The sequence below is a fragment of the Paenibacillus sp. strain BS8-2 genome (assembly GCF_054483835.1).
The window spans coordinates 1,314,275-1,333,286 of sequence record NZ_CM137010.1 but is presented as its reverse complement, the minus strand read 5'-3'; the positions used below and the strand labels follow the sequence as shown (position 1 = coordinate 1,333,286).

The following is a 19,012-nucleotide window of genomic DNA, read 5'->3' as shown; positions in this document are numbered from 1 at the left end:
ACCAATATGAAACGTATCTTGTTTGTGTGCACCGGCAATACTTGTCGTTCTCCCATGGCGGAAGCGTTGCTTCGCGTCCATGCGGCGAAGAGGAGAATGACCGTTGTTGTACGATCCGCTGGCGTGTCGACCGTTGATGGGTTGCCGATCTCGGGCAATGCGCTTGCGGTGCTTGGCCGGAGAGAGGTCGCACATCAAGGTTCGTCCCGTGCGCTAACGGCAGAAGCGGTTGATTGGGCCGATCTCATCCTGACGATGACCTCGGGTCACAAGAGCGACCTGCTTCACGTCCACCCGGAAGCCGTGGACAAGACGTTTACGCTGAAGGAATTTGCCAACACGGATCCGGATGTGCTGCGCAATATCGAAGAGCTGGAGAGCCTATACAGCGACATGCAGATGAAAGGAGCGCTTGGTCAGCAATTGACCGGTGAGGAGCGCCGCCGTTTGCTGGATCTGGAGCGGAGTATTCCTAGCTTTGATATCGCTGATCCGTTTGGCGGCTCGCAGTCCGTTTATGAGAGCTGCTCCCAAGAGATCGAAGAGGCGATCGGGAAACTGCTGGACAAGCTGTCAGTTAAGGGAATGTCGCGTTAAAAATAGGCGATAAGGAAGAGAAAACCGGATTGCTTTCTGATCGTTCTTGCGCTATTATGAAGGTACAAAACATGGTTTCCGATGTAACTGGCGACGGAAGTGGGTAACCACGGTGGAGCATCGGAATATACGGCCGGTCGCCTGGGCAAAGAGCATCATGCTGAACGTAGCATGTCTGCTCTTTTTTTGTTTTTTTTCAAGGTGATAACGTTGTGTCGAAGTTCGAGAAACGCTGAATTGTCTTGTATTTCTTCGCCTTTGCAAGTTCGGCAATGTGTGTGATCTTGGCCCTTTGCCAGGTTGTTACGCTTGGCCGATAGAGGTTTTTCCGCTGGAGAGGTATACTAGCACCATAGGGTGATTTGCTACGTGCAAGTAACCGGGCAAGGAAATTCTGAAGAAGAGGTGTTGGCATTGAAGATTGTTATTGGAGCCGATCACGCAGGCTACCGTCTGAAAGATGTAATCGTGCCGTTCTTGGAGTCGCTTGGACATGAAATCGAAGATGTAGGATGCGACTGCAATCAATCGGTCGATTACCCGGACTATGCATTGCCTGTCTGTGAGAAAGTTGCTGCAGGCGAAGCGGATCGCGGTATCTTGATCTGCGGCACAGGCATCGGGATGTCGATTGCTGCTAACAAGGTGGCTGGCATTCGCTGCGCGCTTGTTCATGATCTATTCTCGGCCAAGGCGACTCGCGAACACAACGACACGAACGTGCTGGCGATGGGTGAACGCGTAATTGGACCTGGAGTAGCTGAAGAGATCGTAAAGGTGTGGCTTTCTACCCCGTTCTCGGAGGGCGAGCGACATGTCGGCCGCGTGAACAAAGTGCTTGAAATCGAGAAAAAATACAACGCGCGCGCTTAATTGGCGGGGGCTGGAAGGCGGTGTATGATGACCACAGTTGATCGGAACAACGATTCGTCTTCATGGTCAGTCTCCGTCGAGACCATTGTTCGGGAGCTGGCTGCTGCCGGACGCCTTCGCGAAGGCCAACTGCTTATTATCGGCGCTAGCACCAGCGAAGTAATCGGTGAGCGTATCGGTACAGCAGGAGCGCTGGAGACGGCAGCCGCCATCTATGCCGGCGTCGAAGCCGTTAGAAGGGAAATCGCCTTTATCCCGGTGTTCCAGTGCTGTGAGCATTTGAACCGGGCGCTCGTGATCGAAGAAGAGGCGGCTGCGCGGTACGGATTGGAGCTCGTCCATGCCGTTCCAGTGCCAAAGGCTGGAGGTTCCATGGCAGCGTATGCGTATGACCAATTGGAGCATCCTTGTTTAGTGGAGTCGGTTGCCGCTCATGCGGGTATTGACATTGGAGATACCTTTATCGGCATGCATCTGAAGCGGGTAGCTGTACCCGTTCGACCTTCGATCCGTTCGATCGGTGAAGCGCATGTCACGATGGCGATCACAAGACCTAAACTTATCGGGGGCGCAAGAGCGGTATATGAACCGCTTAAGACCCTGCCTGCCGAACAATCTATGCATCATTGCGAATAATCATTATTACATTTGGGAGGAATTATCGTTATGGAAAATCTACGTAAACAAGATCCGGAAGTACTAAAGGCGCTTGGCCTTGAGCTGCAACGTCAACGCGACAATATTGAGCTGATCGCATCCGAAAACATCGTTAGTGAAGCTGTGCTGGAAGCAATGGGCTCCGTTCTGACGAACAAATACGCAGAAGGTTACCCTAGCAAACGCTACTACGGTGGATGTGAGCATGTCGATATCGTAGAAGATTTGGCTCGCGAACGCGCGAAGGAACTGTTTGGCGCAGATCACGCTAACGTACAACCGCATTCCGGCGCACAAGCGAACATGGCCGTATATCTGGCAGCCCTTCAGCCTGGAGACACTGTGCTTGGCATGAACCTGGCTCATGGCGGACACCTGACGCACGGTAGCCCGGTTAACGCATCTGGCTTGCTTTATAACTTTGTAGCTTACGGCGTTCAAGAGGATTCCTTCACAATCGATTATGAAGAAGTTCGCAAGCTGGCGTTCAAGCACCGTCCACGTATGCTGGTAGCTGGCGCAAGCGCATATCCGCGTACTATCGACTTCGAGAAGCTGGGTCAAATCGCCAATGAAGTTGGCGCACTCTTCTTTGTCGACATGGCACATATCGCAGGATTGGTCGCGGCTGGTCTACACCCGAGCCCGGTACCGCATGCACACTTTGTGACAACAACAACGCATAAGACATTACGCGGTCCTCGCGGCGGCATGATTCTTTGCCGTAAGGCATGGGCAGCTGCTATTGATAAAGCTGTATTCCCTGGCTCTCAAGGCGGCCCTCTGATGCACATCATTGCAGCTAAAGCAGTTGCACTTGGTGAAGCTCTGCAGCCAGAATTCAAACAATATGCACAAAACGTTGTGAAAAACGCAAAAGTATTGTCCGAAGAGCTGCTTTCCAGAGGGATCAACATCGTCTCTGGCGGCACAGACAATCATCTTATGCTGATCGATACGCGCAGCCTTAACATCACAGGCAAAGCGGCTGAGCATGTGCTTGACGAAGTAGGCATCACGGTTAACAAAAATGCCATTCCATTCGACCCTACAAGCCCATTTGTTACAAGCGGCATTCGAATTGGTACTCCGGCTGCAACAGCACGCGGCATGAACGAAGAAGCGATGAAAGTGATCGCCGAAGTGATTGCACTTGTGCTTAACAATCCCGAGGATAGCGCGACTTTGGAGCAAGCTCGTGTCAAGGTGCGCAACCTGACGGCTCAATACCCTCTTTATCCGAACATGACATACTAATATCTGCATACGAAAAGCACCGCTGTGGCACAATGCTACAGCGGTGCTTTTTTTGTTTTTTGGAAAATGATGTGTGACAGATCAATGAAAGGAACAAGTGATTATATGCCAATCATTTTCGGCTGTTACAAACAACTAAATTGATGATAAAAACAACATTATATAATTATAATATTCATTATTGTAAAAAGTAAAAAAATAACTTTTATGTATCGTTGATTTAGGAGATCTTGATCAAAATTACGATTATTTCGATCATTTTATGTGGTATAAAGTTTCAAAATGATAGGGTCACTCCGTATGATACTTACAAATTTTATATGAATTTGTGCCATGATATGAGGTTCTTCGCGAAAGTTCGTGCATGAAAGTGCAAGTAATGACGCATTAAAATGGTATTACAATAGCGTATTAGCACATAAATACAGTAAATATTAAACGCATTAGTGCAAATGTGCGTTGTCGTGTTAAAGCTTTGGGAAATTTTAAGAATAGCGGCAGGGCTCATAATTTTCGAGTCTCAAGGAAATAGTAAATGTGTCGCTGGAAAGTTTTACGGGTAGTTATCTGTTGACAATTATTAATTTTAAGTTGTATATTGTTTAACGTCGAATAAATAATTTTTCATGTGAGAAATTATGACACTTCATTAAAATTCATCTTTTGCAACTCTTCAACACGGTTTTAAAAAATTATATATAAAATTAGGAGTTGATGTATGTGAAAGGGAGTTTCAAAAAGCCAGCCCAATTCATGCTAGTCCTCGTTGTTGCATTCAGCATGTTGTTAACCGCTTGTACAAGCAATAACAACAAGAATGCTGATCCAGCCAACAACGGTGCGAACAACGGTGGAGAAGAAACACCAAGCACTCCACAAGAATTCCGATTCACTCTTGCAAGCGAACCGCCGAGCTTGGATCCCGCATTGATGACAGACGCTCAGTCCAGCATCGTAGCTGCAGGTCTGTACGAAGGTCTTACTCGCCTGAACACAAAAGGTGAGCCTGAGAACGCGATTGCAAAAGAACTGACTGCATCTGAAGACGGCAAGACATACACAATTAAACTTCGCGACGATGTGAAGTGGAGCAATGGCGACCCTGTTACTGCTCACGATTTCGAATATGCTTGGAAACGCAGCTTGAACCCTGAAACAGCTTCCGAGTATGCATACATGTTGTTCTACCTTGAGAATGGTGAGAAATTCAATGCAGGCGAAGCTTCCGCTGATGATGTAGGCGTTAAGGCAACTGACGACTACACGTTGGAAGTTAAACTGTACACACCAGCTCCTTACTTCCCTAGCTTGCTTGCGCACTACACGTACCTGCCCGTTCATCAGGCGACTGTAGAAGGCAACGAAGCATGGGCTGCAGAAGCAAAAACAATCGTATCCAACGGTCCTTTCACTCTGAAAGAGTGGGCTCATGCGGACAAGCTGGTTCTTACGAAAAACCCTGACTACTACAACAAAGACGCTGTTAACTTCGACACAGTAACGATTTCTCTGGTTGAAGACGAGAACACGGTTTACCAATTGTTCGAAACAGACAAAATCGACTGGATCGGCGCGCAAGCAGGTTCCGTACCTACGGACATGACGAAACAGCTGATCGAAGAGAAGAAAGCAGAAGTAACATCTGTTGCTTCGACTTACTACTATCTGTTTAATACAGAGAAAGCTCCTTTCTCGAACGTGAAAGTTCGTAAAGCTTTCTCGATGGCGATTGACCGTCAATCCCTGATCGACAATGTTGCACAAGCGAACCAACAACCGGCATACGGTTTGGTGCCGCCAAGCATCGCCGGTGTCCAAGGCAAGATGTTCCGCGAAGTGTATCCAGATAACTACTTCACAGAGAACGTAGAAGAAGCTAAGAAACTTCTGGCTGAAGGTCTTGCTGAAGAAGGAATGACTGCACTTCCAGAAGTAACATTGCTGTACAACACAAGCGAAGGCCACAAGAAATTGGCTGAAGCAGTTGTTGACATGTGGCGCAAATCGCTCGGCGTAGAAGTGAAACTGGCTAACCAAGAGTGGGGAACATTCCTTGAAACTCGTAAAGCTGGCCAATTCGACATCGCACGTTCCGGCTGGGGCGCTGACATCAACCATCCAATCAACTTCACGTATGACCTGATTCATCCGAAATCCGGTAACAACGACGGCCGTTACAACAACCCTAAAGTGCAAGAGTTGCTTGACGGTTCGCTTGTAGCAGAATCCCCTGAGAAAACAGTGGAAATGCTGGCTGAAGCTGAGAAAATCGCAATTCAAGACGACATGGCTGTATTGCCGGCTTACTACTACACAACGGTAACGATGGTCAAGCCAGGCATCGAGAACGTAGTATCCGACTATGCAGGTCATATCGACTGGGTGTTCGGCAGCAAGAAATAAGGATCGCCTAACCTAAACAAGACTGCTTAGAGTAACTGTCCAAAAGGGTATATATAGTCTCTCTATATATACCCTTTTGAAATGCAAATAAAGATTGTGAGAGAGTGGGTGATCGTATGCTCCGCTACATTTCAGGCAAGTTCTTATTTATGATTCTCTCCCTGTTTATCTTGGTAACGGCAACATTCATGCTGATGAACGCAATACCGGGCAGCCCGCTGCAATCCGAGAAGGCTACTAGCGAAGCCGTTCAGAAAAACTTGGAAGCGTATTACGGTTTAGATAAGCCCCTGTACGTGCAATACGGAACGTATTTGAAAAACCTTCTTCAAGGTGATATGGGGATCTCCATGAAGAAAAAATTCCAGTCCGTGGATAAAATGATTGCACAATCATTTGGTCCTTCGCTTAGACTGGGTATTTCCGCTATCATCACCTCCGTGATTGTAGGCTGTATTTTGGGCATACTCGCGGCGATGTACCATCGGAAGTTTATCGATAATTTAGCAATGATCATTGCAGTAATTGGTCTGGCGATACCGAGTATCGTGCTCGCTCCCGTTATGCAATATTTTTTGGCCACGAAGTTAGGCTGGTTTGAAGTTGCGGGCTTGAATGGCCCAATGGACTATGTATTGCCTACGATCGCGCTGGCATCCGGCCCGATCGCTTTTATAGCACGACTTCTTAGATCGACCATGATCGAAGTACTGAACGCTGATTTTATTAAAACCGCCAAATCCAAAGGGCTTGCCGGTTATGTCATCGTCGCGAAGCACGCGCTTCGGAACTCTATGCTTCCAGTTGTCACTTATTTGGGTGTTCTGGCTGCTGGCATCATTACAGGTTCTGTTGTTGTCGAGAAAATTTTCGCGATCCCAGGCATTGGCAAGCACTTTGTTTCTAGTGTCATAGATCGGGATTATCCGCTTATTATGGGCATTACGATTTTCTACGCCGTTATATTAATGGTGTGCCGCTTCTTGTCGGATGTTGCTTATGTGCTTGTGGATCCGCGTATGCGCGCCGGCGGAAAGGTGGGGAAATAATCGATGTCTAATTCCAATCCGAAACCGCTGGGCAAGGAACGCTCGGACACGCTTACTCCCGATATGTTCCAGAAGCTGCGCCGCGATGAGGTTCGCGTCGATGAAGTCGGCCGTGCCACACTGACGGCTTGGCAGGATATCCGGATGCGGCTTACGAGCAACAAGCTGGCTATGCTTGGCTTCTGGATTATCGCAGTGTTTGTGCTCTGTGCCATATTTGTGCCATGGGTGTGGCCATATGACCACTTTACGAATGAATTAACGAATACGAACAAGCCGCCAGGAGGCGCACATTGGTTCGGTACAGACGATCTTGGACGTGATATGTTCGTGCGTGTCTGGAAGGGCGCGCAGATCTCTTTGTTCGTCGGTGTCGTAGCGGCATTGATTGACCTTATTATTGGTGTCATCTACGGAGGCATCATGGGCTACTATGGCGGCAAAGTCGATGAGGTCATGAACCGTTTTGCAGAAATTCTGTACTCGATTCCTTATCTGCTTGTCGTGATTCTGCTCTTGGTTGTCATGGAGCCAAGTATTACGACGATCATCGTCGCGATGTCCATTACAGGCTGGATCAACATGGCCTGGATCGTACGCGGACAGATTATGCAGCTTAAGAATCAAGAATATGCGCTTGCATCCAAGTCTCTTGGCGCTGGCGCGATGCGTATTATTTTCCGTCATCTGGTACCTAATGCGATGGGTCCCATTCTAGTTACATTGACGTTGACGATTCCTAGCGCGATATTTACAGAAGCGTTCCTTAGCTTCCTCGGTCTAGGCGTTCAATCGCCTGCCGCTTCATGGGGAACGATGATTGATGACGGAGTTGGCGGTATTTTCAACTACCCGTGGCGGCTGTTCTTCCCGGCTATTTTCCTCAGTGTAACGATCTTTGCATTTAACGTCTTCGGGGATGGTCTGCGTGACGCATTCGATCCGAAGCTCAAAAAATAAACAATCTAGCCGAGAGGAGGTCATTGTTCATGAAGACCTTGCTGGAAGTGAAAAATCTTAGCGTTTCCTTCGACGTATACGGAGGAGAAGTACAAGCGATCCGCGACATCAGTTTCGATGTCAAGGAAGGCGAATCCGTGGCGATCGTAGGCGAATCCGGCTCAGGCAAATCGGTTACCGCGCAGTCTATTATGAGATTGAATCCATCTCCGCCAAGCCGTATCAAGAACGGTTCGGTCAAGTTTGATGGACAGGAGCTGCTCTCTCTTTCGGAGAAGGAAATGCAGACAGTGCGCGGCGATAAGATCGGAATGATCTTTCAAGATCCCATGACATCGCTCAACCCTACGCTTACAGTCGGCGCTCAGATCACGGAAGGTCTGATCAAACATCAAAACGTAAGCAAGTCGGAAGCGATGGCACGGGCAATCGAGATGCTGCATCTGGTAGGCATTCCGAATCCTGAGCAACGGATCAAACAATATCCGCATCAATTCTCAGGGGGCATGCGTCAGCGCGTGATGATCGCAATCGCGCTTGCGTGCAATCCGAAGCTTCTTATCGCGGATGAGCCGACAACGGCGCTGGATGTTACGATTCAAGCTCAAATCATGCGAGTGATGAAGGATCTGCAACAGAAGATGGGAACTTCTATTATTCTTATTACCCATGACCTCGGCGTCGTTGCCGATGTCTGTGATCGTGTAATCGTTATGTATGCAGGACGTATTGTTGAGACGGGGACAAAGTGGGAGATCTTCCAGAATCCACAGCATCCGTACACGAGAGGACTGCTGCGTTCCTTACCGCGTCTCGATCAGAAGAAGGACGAGCCGCTTATCCCGATTCCGGGCACGCCACCAGATCTGATTAAGCCGCCAGCAGGCTGCAGCTTCTGCGCACGCTGTGATGAAGCGATGAAGGTGTGCGTCGATAACGATCCTAACCTGCATGCGATTAAAGGCAGCGAGTCACACGCAGCTGCTTGCTGGATGCTGCATGAGTACGCTAACCGGGAGGTACCGGTATGAGCAAGAACACTCCATTAGTAGAAGTAAACAACCTGCAGAAGTTCTTTAATCTTGGGCAGGGTAACATATTGAAGGCTGTCAACGATGTTTCGTTCTCGATTGCACGAGGCGAGACGGTTGGCGTTGTAGGTGAGTCAGGCTGTGGCAAGTCCACTGCCGGGCGTACCATTCTGCGTCTATACGAGCCAACAAACGGCGGCGTAAACTTTGACGGTAAAGATATTTATAAGATGCGCGGAGCGGAGCTTAAAGGTCTTCGCCGCAACATGCAGATGATCTTCCAGGATCCTTATGCATCTTTAAACCCGCGGATGACCGTTACCGATATCATCGGCGAGGCGCTGGACATTCATAAACTCGCTGGTAGTAAAGCTGAGCGCAAGCGTAAGGTCGAGGACCTGCTTGATCTCGTTAACTTGAACCCGGAACATGCCACGCGTTATCCGCATGAATTCTCCGGCGGTCAACGTCAACGGATCGGCATCGCGCGCGCCCTGGCTGTGGATCCGAAATTTATCATTGCCGATGAGCCGATCTCCGCTCTGGACGTATCCATCCAAGCGCAAGTCGTCAACCTGATGCAGGACTTGCAGCGTAAGATGGGTCTGACTTACCTGTTCATCGCGCATGACTTGTCCATGGTTAAGCATATTTCTGACCGTGTAGCGGTTATGTACTTGGGCAAAATCGTGGAGCTCGCAGAGTCGAGCGAGCTGTACGACAACCCGCGTCATCCGTATACAAGGGCGCTTCTGTCTGCGATTCCGATTCCGGATCCGCAGGTTGAAGCAACTCGCGAACGTATCGTGCTTAAGGGCGATCTGCCGAGCCCGATCAATCCGCCAAAGGGCTGCCAGTTCCATACCCGTTGCCCGCTCGCAACGGATAAGTGCAAGACGGATGAGCCGAAGCTGGTGGAAGTAAGCAAAGGTCATTTGGCATCGTGCCATTACGCTTAGACTATCGTCATCTAAATATGCAACACACAAAGCCCTTCTAGGCGAACTGAGTTCGATAGAAGGGCTTTGTGATGTTTGATGCAAGTGACTAACTGCGGTTAAGATGCCATGTTTATTTTACAGTGACGCGGAATGTGGTGCTCTTGCCGCCGTAGGCTACTTTAATCGTGGTCGTCCCTTTCGCTATAGCCTTTATTGTACCATCCGTTACTGTAGCGACAGCTGTCTTGGATGAAGTCCATACAGCACTGCTCGTGGCGTCAACCGGACTGCCTGTGTAGTAGATGGCTTGGACAGTCACGCTGTACGAAGCGCCTACGGCAAGCTGAGTCGACTTGGAGGATAGCTGCAAGGATTTCAGCTTAGGCGTTACAATAATTTGAATATCGACCGGCTTGCCTTGGTAGGAGCCGCTTACCTTGGTTGCTCCTACTCCAATGGCTTTGACAGATGAGGAGCCGCTTACGGTTGCGACGTTCGTGCTCGCGATCGTCCAATTCATCTTTGATCCGATGGATACTTTCTTGCCGTCTTTGTAATAGCCATATACTTTAATCGATTTGGAACGGCCAGGGTTCAACTCGATAACCGTCGGTTCCACAACAAACTTTACGATTTCTTCTTCGATTTTCACGCGGACCGAAACGGTTTTGGACAAATAAGTTCCTGTAAGTGTAACGGTTGACGCTTCGAGTCCTTTCATCGACTTCTCCAATAAAAGGATGTTATCCGAAGTTGTTTTCCATTCGATCTTTTCGGAGATATCCGCTTCCTCGCCGTCTTCGTAGATGACGGATACGGTTGGAAGATCGGTCGATTTGCCGGTGATGATACTGAGATCCTTGGCTTCGGCGATTAATTTGACCGGCTTCAGATGAACGGTTAGCTCGACTTCGATTTCAAAATCTTCTACCGCACCTGTAAGGGTGGTCTCTCCGAGCGCTTTTGCCGTCCACTTCGACTCTTCTATTGTAGCGATCTCTTCATCCCCGCTGCTCCACTTCACAAGCTTGGAGACATCAATGGTCGAACCATCAAAGGTGGTAGCTGTAACCTTTGGCAGATCGCCAGAAATGCCCTTAAAGGCGTCGATCGTTGTCTTCTCGGCTGTTAGCTTCTTAACACTCGGATAGACAGTGACATCGATGCTGCGGCTGATGCCTTTGTATGCTACTGTAATTTTGGCTGTGCCGACACCCTTTGGCGTTACTTTGCCTTGCTGCGATACGATAGCGACAGATACGTCGGATGAGGTCCATTCGCCTTTTGTTGTAATGGTTTCTTCATCATTCGAATTCGTCAGCACTTTCGCTTGAATTTGCAAATCCCCGTCTTGCAGCTGCATGTGATATTCTTTCTCCGGAGACAGCTTAATCGATTGGTACGGCGTGCGTACGACGATACTGATCGATGCGGATACGCCAAGGTGGGAGACGGTGATGGTCGTCTTGCCAGCGCCTACAGGCGTTACGACACCCTTGTCTACTGTTGCGACCTTTGTATTGCCGCTTGTCCATTTGGCGCTGTCCGTTACGTCCGTAATGTTACCGGTCTTCGGAGTTGCCGAAGCGCTCAGGTTAACGTCGGGATCGCCAACCTCAAGATCGAGCAGGTTGCCCTCGGGCTTCGGCGAAATTTCAATCGATTTATACGGTGAGGATACGGTTAGTTTGATCGAATCGGATTTGCCCTTGAACTTGGCTGTAATCGTTGCTGTACCCGCGCTGACTAACGTAACTTTGCCATTATCTACTGTAGCGACGGATGCGCTGGAAGTGGTCCATACGGCATCGGAGGTGATGTCGATGTTTTGAGCGCTTCCCTTCTTGCCGAAGAGCTCCAGCTCTAGCGATTCGCCCAGCTTGATATCAGCGATCGTCGCTGGCGCGTCGTCGTTTCCTTGGGTCAGTATAACTTCATCGTAGACGAAGTCGGAAGTTGCTTTTACAGTTGCGCTATACCCTTTATAAGTAGCGGTAATGGTCGCTGATCCTGAGCCGACCCCCGTCAATATGCCTTTGTCTACTTTGACTACGGAGCTGTTCGATGTTTTCCATGCTGCTTCGGCCGTCACGTCTTTCTTGGATGCGGAGCCCGAGAGGGAAGCCAGTACGGAGACGACAACTTTATCGTCTTCAACGAACATTTCGAGCGAAGAGAGCGCGTTATTATAATCGGCCTCCTCGTATTCGAGTTCGATTCCCGTCGTAGTATCCTCCGCCGCATTCGCTATCCCGCCGAACATTCCCATCAAAAGGGTGAACGCCAGTGCGGCCGCCAGCCATCTGCGTGCATCTTTGAACGACAAGCTCCAACTATTCTGCAAATTCACTACATCCCTGTCCTTTCATATGTGGATTATTATTCCTTCTCTACTATTAACGGCATCTCGTCCCTGAAAGTGAACAACGGATGGACGAAGGGTGATTAAGATGCGCGGAAGACAAGCGGCGGTCTTCGGAGAAAAGGCATGTTTTGAGACCGTCATAGATGCATTTATTTTTTTGCGGACCAGGATGCAAGGCCCAAAGTACAGTGCTATAATATACTGGATTGTGACCGTGATAAAGTTCGGGGTTCATTGCCACAATAGAAGGTATAAGGAAACGTAGGAGGAATTATGCTCCATGAGCAAATTGGTTATTTGTGATCACCCGTTGATCCAGCACAAGTTGACTTACATTCGCAACAAGAATACAAATACGAAGGATTTCCGTGAGCTGGTCGACGAAGTCGCGACATTGATGGCTTACGAAATTACGCGGGAAATTCCACTCGACACCATTAAAGTAGAAACCCCTGTGGCAGAAACAGAAGCGAAAGTTGTGTCTGGCCGAATGCTCGGACTCATCCCGATTCTGAGGGCTGGTCTTGGTATGGTTGACGGCATCCTGAAGCTGATTCCTTCGGCGAAGGTTGGACATATCGGACTGGCACGCGATCACGAAACGCTGCAGCCTAAGGAATATTATATAAACCTGCCGACCGATGCGCAGAACCGACTGCTTATCGTCATCGATCCTATGCTGGCTACTGGCGGATCGGCTATCGCAGCTATCAACTCGCTTAAACAGCGAGGCTGCGACCAGATCAAGCTGATGTGCCTCATTGCGGCTCCGGAAGGCGTACGAGCATTCCAAGAAGCGCATCCGGATATCGACATCTATATTGCGGCGATGGACGAGCGCCTCAACGAGAAAGGGTATATCGTACCTGGACTTGGAGATGCTGGAGATCGCATGTTCGGCACGAACTAATAGATTTCGACATCGGATTTTTTTGAACGACACCATATGGGAGTGGAATGAATTGTCTAAACTAAGAGTAATGACGATTTTCGGCACACGGCCGGAAGCCGTCAAGATGGCTCCGCTCGTGCTGGAACTGCAGAAGCGGGATCGCGATATCGTGTCCATTGTATGCGTGACGGCACAGCATCGCCAGATGCTGGATCAGGTGCTCGATTTCTTTGAGATCGAACCTAATTACGACTTGAACGTGATGAAGGACAGGCAGACGTTGACAGAGACGACTGTTCGCGTGCTGGAAGGGCTGGAGCCCGTGCTTGTGGAAGCCAAGCCGGATATCGTGCTGGTACACGGCGATACGCAGACGACATTCCTCGCGAGCTACGCTGCTTTCCTGAAACAGATCAAAGTCGGTCATGTCGAAGCGGGTCTGCGGACTTGGAACAAGATGTCGCCGTACCCGGAGGAGATGAACCGCCAATTGGCCGGCGTCTTGTCAGACATCCACTTCGCTCCGACGGATTGGTCGGCGAATAATCTTCGCAAGGAAAACAAGTCGGAAGAGACGATCTACGTGACGGGCAATACGGCAACGGACGTGTTCCAATACACGGTAGACGACTCCTTCACCCATCCCGTCATCGAGTGGGCTAAGGGCAAACGGATGATTCTGATGACCGCCCATCGGCGCGAATCGCTTGGCGAGCCGCATCGCAATATTTTCCGAGCGGTCAAACGTATCGCAGACGAGCACGAAGATGTCGCGATTGTTTACGCCGTCCATCCGAATCCGGCTGTACGGGAGCCAGCCAATGAGCTGTTAGGCAATCATCCGCGCATTCGGCTCATCGATCCGCTGGATGTATTCGAGTTCCACAACATCTATCCCCATGCCTATATGATTATGACCGACTCCGGGGGCATGCAGGAAGAAGCGCCATCCTTTGGTGTTCCTACACTCGTGCTTCGCGATACGACGGAGCGTCCGGAAGGAATCGAAGCGGGTACGCTGGAGCTTGTTGGCACGGATGAAGAACGTGTGTATGAGCGTGCTAAGGCGATTCTGGGCGACACGTCCCTGTATTGTCGAATGAGTCAGGCGGCTAATCCTTATGGGGACGGCAAGGCCTCTGAGCGCATTGTAGATGCGATCCTGCATCATTTTGGCAGAAATCAGAATCGGCCGCAGCCGTTCACACAAAGTTCATAGTTGCCATGGCCATTGCGGCTTGAATGCCAAATATACAGCATACAGTAGTACTGTACGGTTTTGAGGGTGGAGGAACCCATGTAACACAAGGGTTTTTCCACATCTATTGGCAGAAAATTAGATGCTCTTTTAATTGACAAACCTTGCGACGCTTCGATAAAATAAATGAGGATTGACAGGGGTTGGGCGGTATGAATGAGAAGAACAATCAAGACAATCCATGGAAGGCAGCGGCAATGGTCGGAGCTATTGGCGTGGATGTCGGATTTTGTGTTTTCTTGGGCTATTGGCTTGGCTCTATGGCTGGGGAGAGCTTGGGCGATCCCAAGGCCTGGACGGTCACAGGACTGTTCGTTGGTCTGGCTGTCGGTATCCTTTCAGCCATTCTGATCGTCAGGAAGGTGTTGAAGGGAAGCGATGGATAATATTTTTAGAACGGCGATGCGCGGGGCGCTTTTTTTTTGCGGCCGCATGTCTGCTGCTTTGGGGCGTGTTCCCGGAACAGAAGGCTATATTTGCCGGACTGCTGCTGGGCGCTTTCGCAAGTTTCATGAATGCGCTTTTGTTAAGGCGGAGAGTAGAAATCGTTGGACAAGCAATAGCGGGCCGCAGCGTCCGTAAGATGGGTCTTGGGCTGGGCAGCCGTATCGCTATGGTGCTGCTGGTTGCCATGATTGCGCTCAAGAATCCGGATATGCTTAATCTGCCGGCTACACTGGCTGCCTGTATGATGATGCCGTTCATGATGTTGGTATCAGCTTTTCTTCATCATAAACGACTTTAACTGCGGAAAGGGGTGAAATTTTTTCAATGCATGAATTTCCCATTATTCCCATAGGGGACTTTAGGATTGACTTGTCCACTTGGGCGACGATCATTATTACGATGATCATCACTCTCGTGCTTGCTCGTCTGGCGGTTCGGAATTTGTCCGTAGAGAATCCTTCGAAGATGCAGAACTTCATGGAATGGGTCGTTGAGTTCGTGCACAACACGATCGCAAGCACCATGCCGCTGGAGAAAGTAAAGCGTTATCTATCGCTTGGTCTGACTCTGATTCTGTTCATCTTTATCTCTAACTTGTTGGGTCTGCCTTTCGGCGTCGTGTTCAACGTTCATGAAGTGACGCCTTGGCTTGGTGTAACGGAAGCTTTGCTGCATGAACAGCATGGTCACGTCCACATCGCGCTATGGAAGTCGCCAACTGCGGATCTTTCGGTTACGGCGGGTCTGGCTGTGACAGTTATCTTCCTGGTCCACTATCTCGGACTTAGAGACAACACGAAGCATTACATCAAGCACTATATCGAGCCGTTCCCGGTCTTCCTTCCTTTGAACCTGATTAAGGAAATCTCGAAGCCGGTAACACTGGCACTTCGTCTCTATGCGAATATATTCGCGGGCGAGGTTCTAATCTCCACGATTCTTATGTTAGGTTGGGCGGGTATTCCGTTCCTGGCCGCATGGCAAGGCTTCAGCGTATTCGTTGGCGCGATTCAAGCGTTCCTGTTTACGATTCTGACGATGGTATATATCTCGCAAGCGACGATCCACCATCACGACGAAGAAGCAGCGCATCATTGATTTAAGGTTTGAGACCCGGCTAAGGATCGAATGGTTCCGATACGGGATTGAGTTATACAAGGCAATGAAAACCAACTAATAAACCCTATTTCGAGGAGGATTTTTCAATGGATTACGGAGTTTTGGCAGCATCTTTGGCAGTAGGTTTGGGCGCACTTGGCGCAGGTATCGGTAACGGTATGATCGTTAGCAAGACAATCGAAGGTATCGCTCGTCAACCAGAACTGCAAGGCAAACTGCAAACAACAATGTTTATCGGCGTTGGTATCGTCGAAGTTGTGCCTATCATCGGCGTAGTTATCGCGTTCCTGGCGTTCTTCGGTTAAGCAACAATTTACATGAAATGGCGGGGAAGGCCTAGCCCTCTTCGCCTTCGTTTTGATTTCAAGCTTTAACGGATGTTCAAAAAGCTCGCTTTTGATCATGATGTATGACCAGAAGCGACTTCAACACCGAACTTTTTGAACTCTCATTTTACAGGAAGGAGTGGCAGCTATGGATTTTGTTTGGGAGAATACAGTGTTCGCGATCCTCGCGTTCCTTATCTTGTATTGGCTGTTGAGCAAATACGCTTTCGGGCCGTTGTTCTCCATTATGGAGCAGCGCCGCAAGCTGATCAGTGAGCAATTGAGCACGGCAGAGAAGAGCCGTCAAGAGGCTGCATCATCGATGGCAGCTCAGAAGGAAGCGCTCGACGAGGCGCGTAAGGAAGCTTATGCGATTATCGAACAAGCGAGAACAACAAGCACGAAGCAAGCGGACGATATCGTTCAATCCGCGAAAGGTGAGGCATCCCGCTTGAAGGATGACGCGCTTAAGGATATCGAGAGCGAGAAGAACAAAGCGATTGCCGCGCTTCGTTCCGAAGTTGGCGGTATTTCGGTGAAGATCGCTTCGAAGATTATCGAGAAGCAGGTTGACGAGAAGTCGCAAGAGCAGATCGTTAACCAATACCTGAAAGAGGTAGGAAGCAAATGAGCCGCGATACGGTCGTAGCGAAGCGCTACGCTAAAGCGTTGTTCGAGCTTGCATCTGCAGAAGGTACAGCATCAGAAGTCGAGGCGCAGCTGAAGCTGATCGCCGACGCATTGAAGCAGGACGCAGGAATTGAGAAATTCCTTTCGCTGCCTAATATCGATTCTGAGACGAAGCTGGCTGTACTGAAGTCTGGGTTTGGGGACAAGGTTTCCGTTCTTGTGCTGAACACCCTGCAAGTTATCGTTTCCCGCAGACGTCAATCGATTATTGGCGAAGTATATGAAGCATACACCAAGATTGCTGGCGAGGCTCTTGGCCAAGCACATGCAACGGTGTATTCGGCTAGTCAACTGACAGCCGAAGAATTCGCTGGCGTCGTTGCTGAATTCAGCACGATTACAGGGAAAAAAATTATAGCTGAGCAATCCGTCGATCCATCGCTGCTTGGCGGCATTCAGGTTCGTATTGGCGATCGTCTGTACGATGGAAGCCTGTCCGGCAAGCTGGATCGTTTACAAAAAACGTTTAAATTCTAAAGTACTGTAGATTGGGGTGAACGAATTGAGTATCAGACCTGATGAAATCAGCACGCTGATTAAACAACAGATCGAACAATATAAATCCGAAATTCAAGTCGTGGATGTCGGCACGGTCATCAATGTCGGTGACGGTATCGCTCGCGTACACGGCCTTGAGAACGCGATGCAAGGCGAGTTGCTCGAATTCGCGAACGGTGTCGTTGGCATGGCCCTCAACCTTGAGGAAAGCAATGTCGGCGTCGTTATCCTCGGTCCTTACACGGATATCCGTGAAGGCGACCAAGTGAAACGTACAGGCCGTATCATGGAAGTTCCAGTAGGCGACGAGCTTCTGGGACGCGTTGTAAACTCCCTGGGTCTTCCGCTTGACGGCAAAGGCCCTACGAACACAACGCAGACTCGCGCGATCGAATCCCCGGCTCCGGGCGTAATCGACCGTAAGTCCGTTCATGAGCCAATGCAAACAGGTATCAAAGCGATCGACGCAATGGTTCCAGTTGGCCGCGGCCAACGTGAGCTTATCATCGGCGACCGTCAAACAGGTAAAACTGCGATCGCGATCGACGCGATCATCAACCAAAAGGGCAACGGAGTTAAATGTATCTATGTTGCCATCGGACAAAAACAATCCACTGTTGCGAACGTTGTGGAAACACTTCGTCGTCACGGCGCTATGGAATACACAATCGTTGTTACAGCGAGCGCATCCGAGCCGGCTCCACTTCTGTTCTTGGCTCCTTACGCTGGCGTATCGATGGCTGAGTACTTCATGTACAAAGGCGAGCATGTCCTGATCGTATATGATGACTTGTCGAAGCAAGCAGCTGCATACCGTGAGCTTTCCTTGCTGCTTCGCCGTCCACCGGGTCGTGAGGCTTACCCTGGTGACGTATTCTACCTTCACTCCCGCTTGCTAGAGCGCGCAGCGAAGTTGAGCGACAAGCTGGGTGGCGGCTCTATTACGGCGCTTCCATTCATCGAGACACAAGCATCCGACGTATCGGCTTACATTCCTACGAACGTAATTTCGATCACAGACGGACAGATCTTCCTGGAATCCGACCTGTTCAACTCCGGACAACGTCCGGCTGTTAACGTTGGTATCTCCGTATCCCGTGTAGGCGGCTCCGCTCAGATCAAAGCGATGAAGAAGGTTGCGGGTACACTCCGTCTTGACCTTGCGGCTTACCGTGAGCTTCAAGCGTTCTCGCAATTCGGATCCGACCTTGATAAGTCGACGCTTTCGCGTCTGAACCGTGGTGCGCGTACAATGGAAATTCTGAAGCAAGGCGTTAACGTGCCTATGCCGGTTGAGAAACAAGTTATGTCCATCTACACAGCTGTTAAAGGCCACCTGGATGACGTAGCACTTGAGAAAATCGGCCGCTTCGAGCGTGAATTCCTGGCGTTCCTGGATTCCAACCATCCAGAAATCGGCGCTTCGATCCGCGATACGAAGGACCTGGTTGCTGACAACGAGAAAGCTCTCGTGGCAGCGATCCAAACATTCAAGAAAAGCTTCGCTTAACGCATAATGGATGCTCAAGAAGCCGTCAGCATACATCTAGAATCCACACATTTGCGGCTTCTTGAACAACATCTTCATAGAAATCCCTGCGCTCGGCCATGTGGTCCGAGCATAGGCCCTTACCACGCCCCGAACCGGT

19 protein-coding genes and 1 riboswitch are annotated in these 19,012 nt (G+C 49.7%); of the genes, 18 read left to right on the top strand and 1 reads right to left on the bottom strand.

Going from position 1 to position 19,012, the window contains the following annotated elements:
• Positions 1 to 6: 6 nt before the first annotated feature.
• The 9 genes from ACX1C1_RS05765 to ACX1C1_RS05725 all read left to right on the top strand — a co-directional run bounded on the left by ACX1C1_RS05765 (position 7) and on the right by ACX1C1_RS05725 (position 9,786).
• The gene (locus ACX1C1_RS05765) at positions 7 to 597 is read left to right on the top strand and encodes a low molecular weight protein arginine phosphatase (RefSeq protein WP_458956178.1); all 591 of its coding nucleotides are present in this window, start codon (positions 7 to 9) and stop codon (positions 595 to 597) included.
• A gap of 73 nt (positions 598 to 670) precedes the next feature.
• Positions 671 to 751, top strand: a riboswitch (ZMP/ZTP riboswitch).
• Between the two features lie 260 nt (positions 752 to 1,011).
• Positions 1,012 to 1,470 (top strand): ribose 5-phosphate isomerase B, encoded by a 459-nt coding sequence (rpiB, locus tag ACX1C1_RS05760; protein ID WP_458956177.1) that lies wholly within the window; start codon positions 1,012 to 1,014, stop codon positions 1,468 to 1,470.
• 27 nt (positions 1,471 to 1,497) lie between these two features.
• A complete protein-coding gene (locus tag ACX1C1_RS05755) occupies positions 1,498 to 2,106 on the top strand; it encodes a TIGR01440 family protein (protein WP_458957601.1) in 609 nt (202 codons plus the stop codon).
• 30 nt (positions 2,107 to 2,136) lie between these two features.
• Positions 2,137 to 3,384 carry a serine hydroxymethyltransferase gene (locus ACX1C1_RS05750; RefSeq protein ID WP_458956176.1) on the top strand — a complete coding sequence of 416 codons (1,248 nt, stop codon included), beginning with the start codon at positions 2,137 to 2,139 and terminating at the stop codon, positions 3,382 to 3,384.
• A gap of 720 nt (positions 3,385 to 4,104) precedes the next feature.
• On the top strand, positions 4,105 to 5,787 hold the full coding sequence (locus ACX1C1_RS05745) for a peptide ABC transporter substrate-binding protein (protein ID WP_458956175.1): 1,683 nt from the start codon (positions 4,105 to 4,107) through the stop codon (positions 5,785 to 5,787).
• 116 nt (positions 5,788 to 5,903) lie between these two features.
• A complete protein-coding gene (locus ACX1C1_RS05740; protein ID WP_458956174.1) occupies positions 5,904 to 6,836 on the top strand; it encodes an ABC transporter permease in 933 nt (310 codons plus the stop codon).
• A gap of 3 nt (positions 6,837 to 6,839) precedes the next feature.
• Entirely contained in the window at positions 6,840 to 7,796 is a 957-nt protein-coding gene (locus ACX1C1_RS05735) for an ABC transporter permease (protein ID WP_458956173.1), read from the top strand.
• Between the two features lie 29 nt (positions 7,797 to 7,825).
• On the top strand, positions 7,826 to 8,827 hold the full coding sequence (locus ACX1C1_RS05730) for an ABC transporter ATP-binding protein (protein WP_458956172.1): 1,002 nt from the start codon (positions 7,826 to 7,828) through the stop codon (positions 8,825 to 8,827).
• Positions 8,824 to 9,786: an ABC transporter ATP-binding protein gene (locus ACX1C1_RS05725; protein ID WP_458956171.1), complete on the top strand. Its 963-nt coding sequence runs from the start codon at positions 8,824 to 8,826 to the stop codon at positions 9,784 to 9,786. Before ACX1C1_RS05730 ends, ACX1C1_RS05725 begins: the two co-directional genes overlap by 4 nt.
• Before the next feature lie 112 nt (positions 9,787 to 9,898).
• Here ACX1C1_RS05725 and ACX1C1_RS05720 read toward each other — a convergent pair whose 3' ends face one another.
• Complete coding sequence (locus ACX1C1_RS05720) at positions 9,899 to 12,112, bottom strand: Ig-like domain-containing protein (protein ID WP_458956170.1); 2,214 nt, start codon at positions 12,110 to 12,112, stop codon at positions 9,899 to 9,901.
• Between the two features lie 301 nt (positions 12,113 to 12,413).
• On the opposite strand from ACX1C1_RS05720, the gene upp reads away from it, so the two are divergent.
• The 9 genes from upp to atpA all read left to right on the top strand — a co-directional run bounded on the left by upp (position 12,414) and on the right by atpA (position 18,873).
• A complete protein-coding gene (gene upp, locus ACX1C1_RS05715; RefSeq protein ID WP_458956169.1) occupies positions 12,414 to 13,043 on the top strand; it encodes a uracil phosphoribosyltransferase in 630 nt (209 codons plus the stop codon).
• 52 nt (positions 13,044 to 13,095) lie between these two features.
• A complete protein-coding gene (gene wecB / locus ACX1C1_RS05710) occupies positions 13,096 to 14,244 on the top strand; it encodes a non-hydrolyzing UDP-N-acetylglucosamine 2-epimerase (protein WP_458956168.1) in 1,149 nt (382 codons plus the stop codon).
• A gap of 191 nt (positions 14,245 to 14,435) precedes the next feature.
• A complete protein-coding gene (locus tag ACX1C1_RS05705) occupies positions 14,436 to 14,669 on the top strand; it encodes an AtpZ/AtpI family protein (protein WP_458956167.1) in 234 nt (77 codons plus the stop codon).
• 65 nt (positions 14,670 to 14,734) lie between these two features.
• A complete protein-coding gene (locus tag ACX1C1_RS05700) occupies positions 14,735 to 15,028 on the top strand; it encodes an ATP synthase subunit I (protein WP_458956166.1) in 294 nt (97 codons plus the stop codon).
• Positions 15,029 to 15,054: 26 nt separating this feature from the next.
• Entirely contained in the window at positions 15,055 to 15,828 is a 774-nt protein-coding gene (gene atpB / locus ACX1C1_RS05695; RefSeq protein ID WP_458956165.1) for a F0F1 ATP synthase subunit A, read from the top strand.
• A 107-nt stretch (positions 15,829 to 15,935) separates the two neighbouring features.
• Positions 15,936 to 16,154 carry a F0F1 ATP synthase subunit C gene (gene atpE / locus ACX1C1_RS05690; protein WP_308095994.1) on the top strand — a complete coding sequence of 73 codons (219 nt, stop codon included), beginning with the start codon at positions 15,936 to 15,938 and terminating at the stop codon, positions 16,152 to 16,154.
• Positions 16,155 to 16,323: 169 nt separating this feature from the next.
• On the top strand, positions 16,324 to 16,806 hold the full coding sequence (gene atpF, locus ACX1C1_RS05685) for a F0F1 ATP synthase subunit B (protein WP_458956164.1): 483 nt from the start codon (positions 16,324 to 16,326) through the stop codon (positions 16,804 to 16,806).
• Positions 16,803 to 17,342 carry a F0F1 ATP synthase subunit delta gene (locus ACX1C1_RS05680; RefSeq protein WP_458956163.1) on the top strand — a complete coding sequence of 180 codons (540 nt, stop codon included), beginning with the start codon at positions 16,803 to 16,805 and terminating at the stop codon, positions 17,340 to 17,342. The genes atpF and ACX1C1_RS05680 overlap by 4 nt, the downstream gene beginning before the upstream one ends.
• Positions 17,343 to 17,367: 25 nt before the next feature.
• Entirely contained in the window at positions 17,368 to 18,873 is a 1,506-nt protein-coding gene (gene atpA / locus ACX1C1_RS05675) for a F0F1 ATP synthase subunit alpha (protein ID WP_458956162.1), read from the top strand.
• The last annotated feature ends 139 nt before the right edge of the window (positions 18,874 to 19,012 follow it).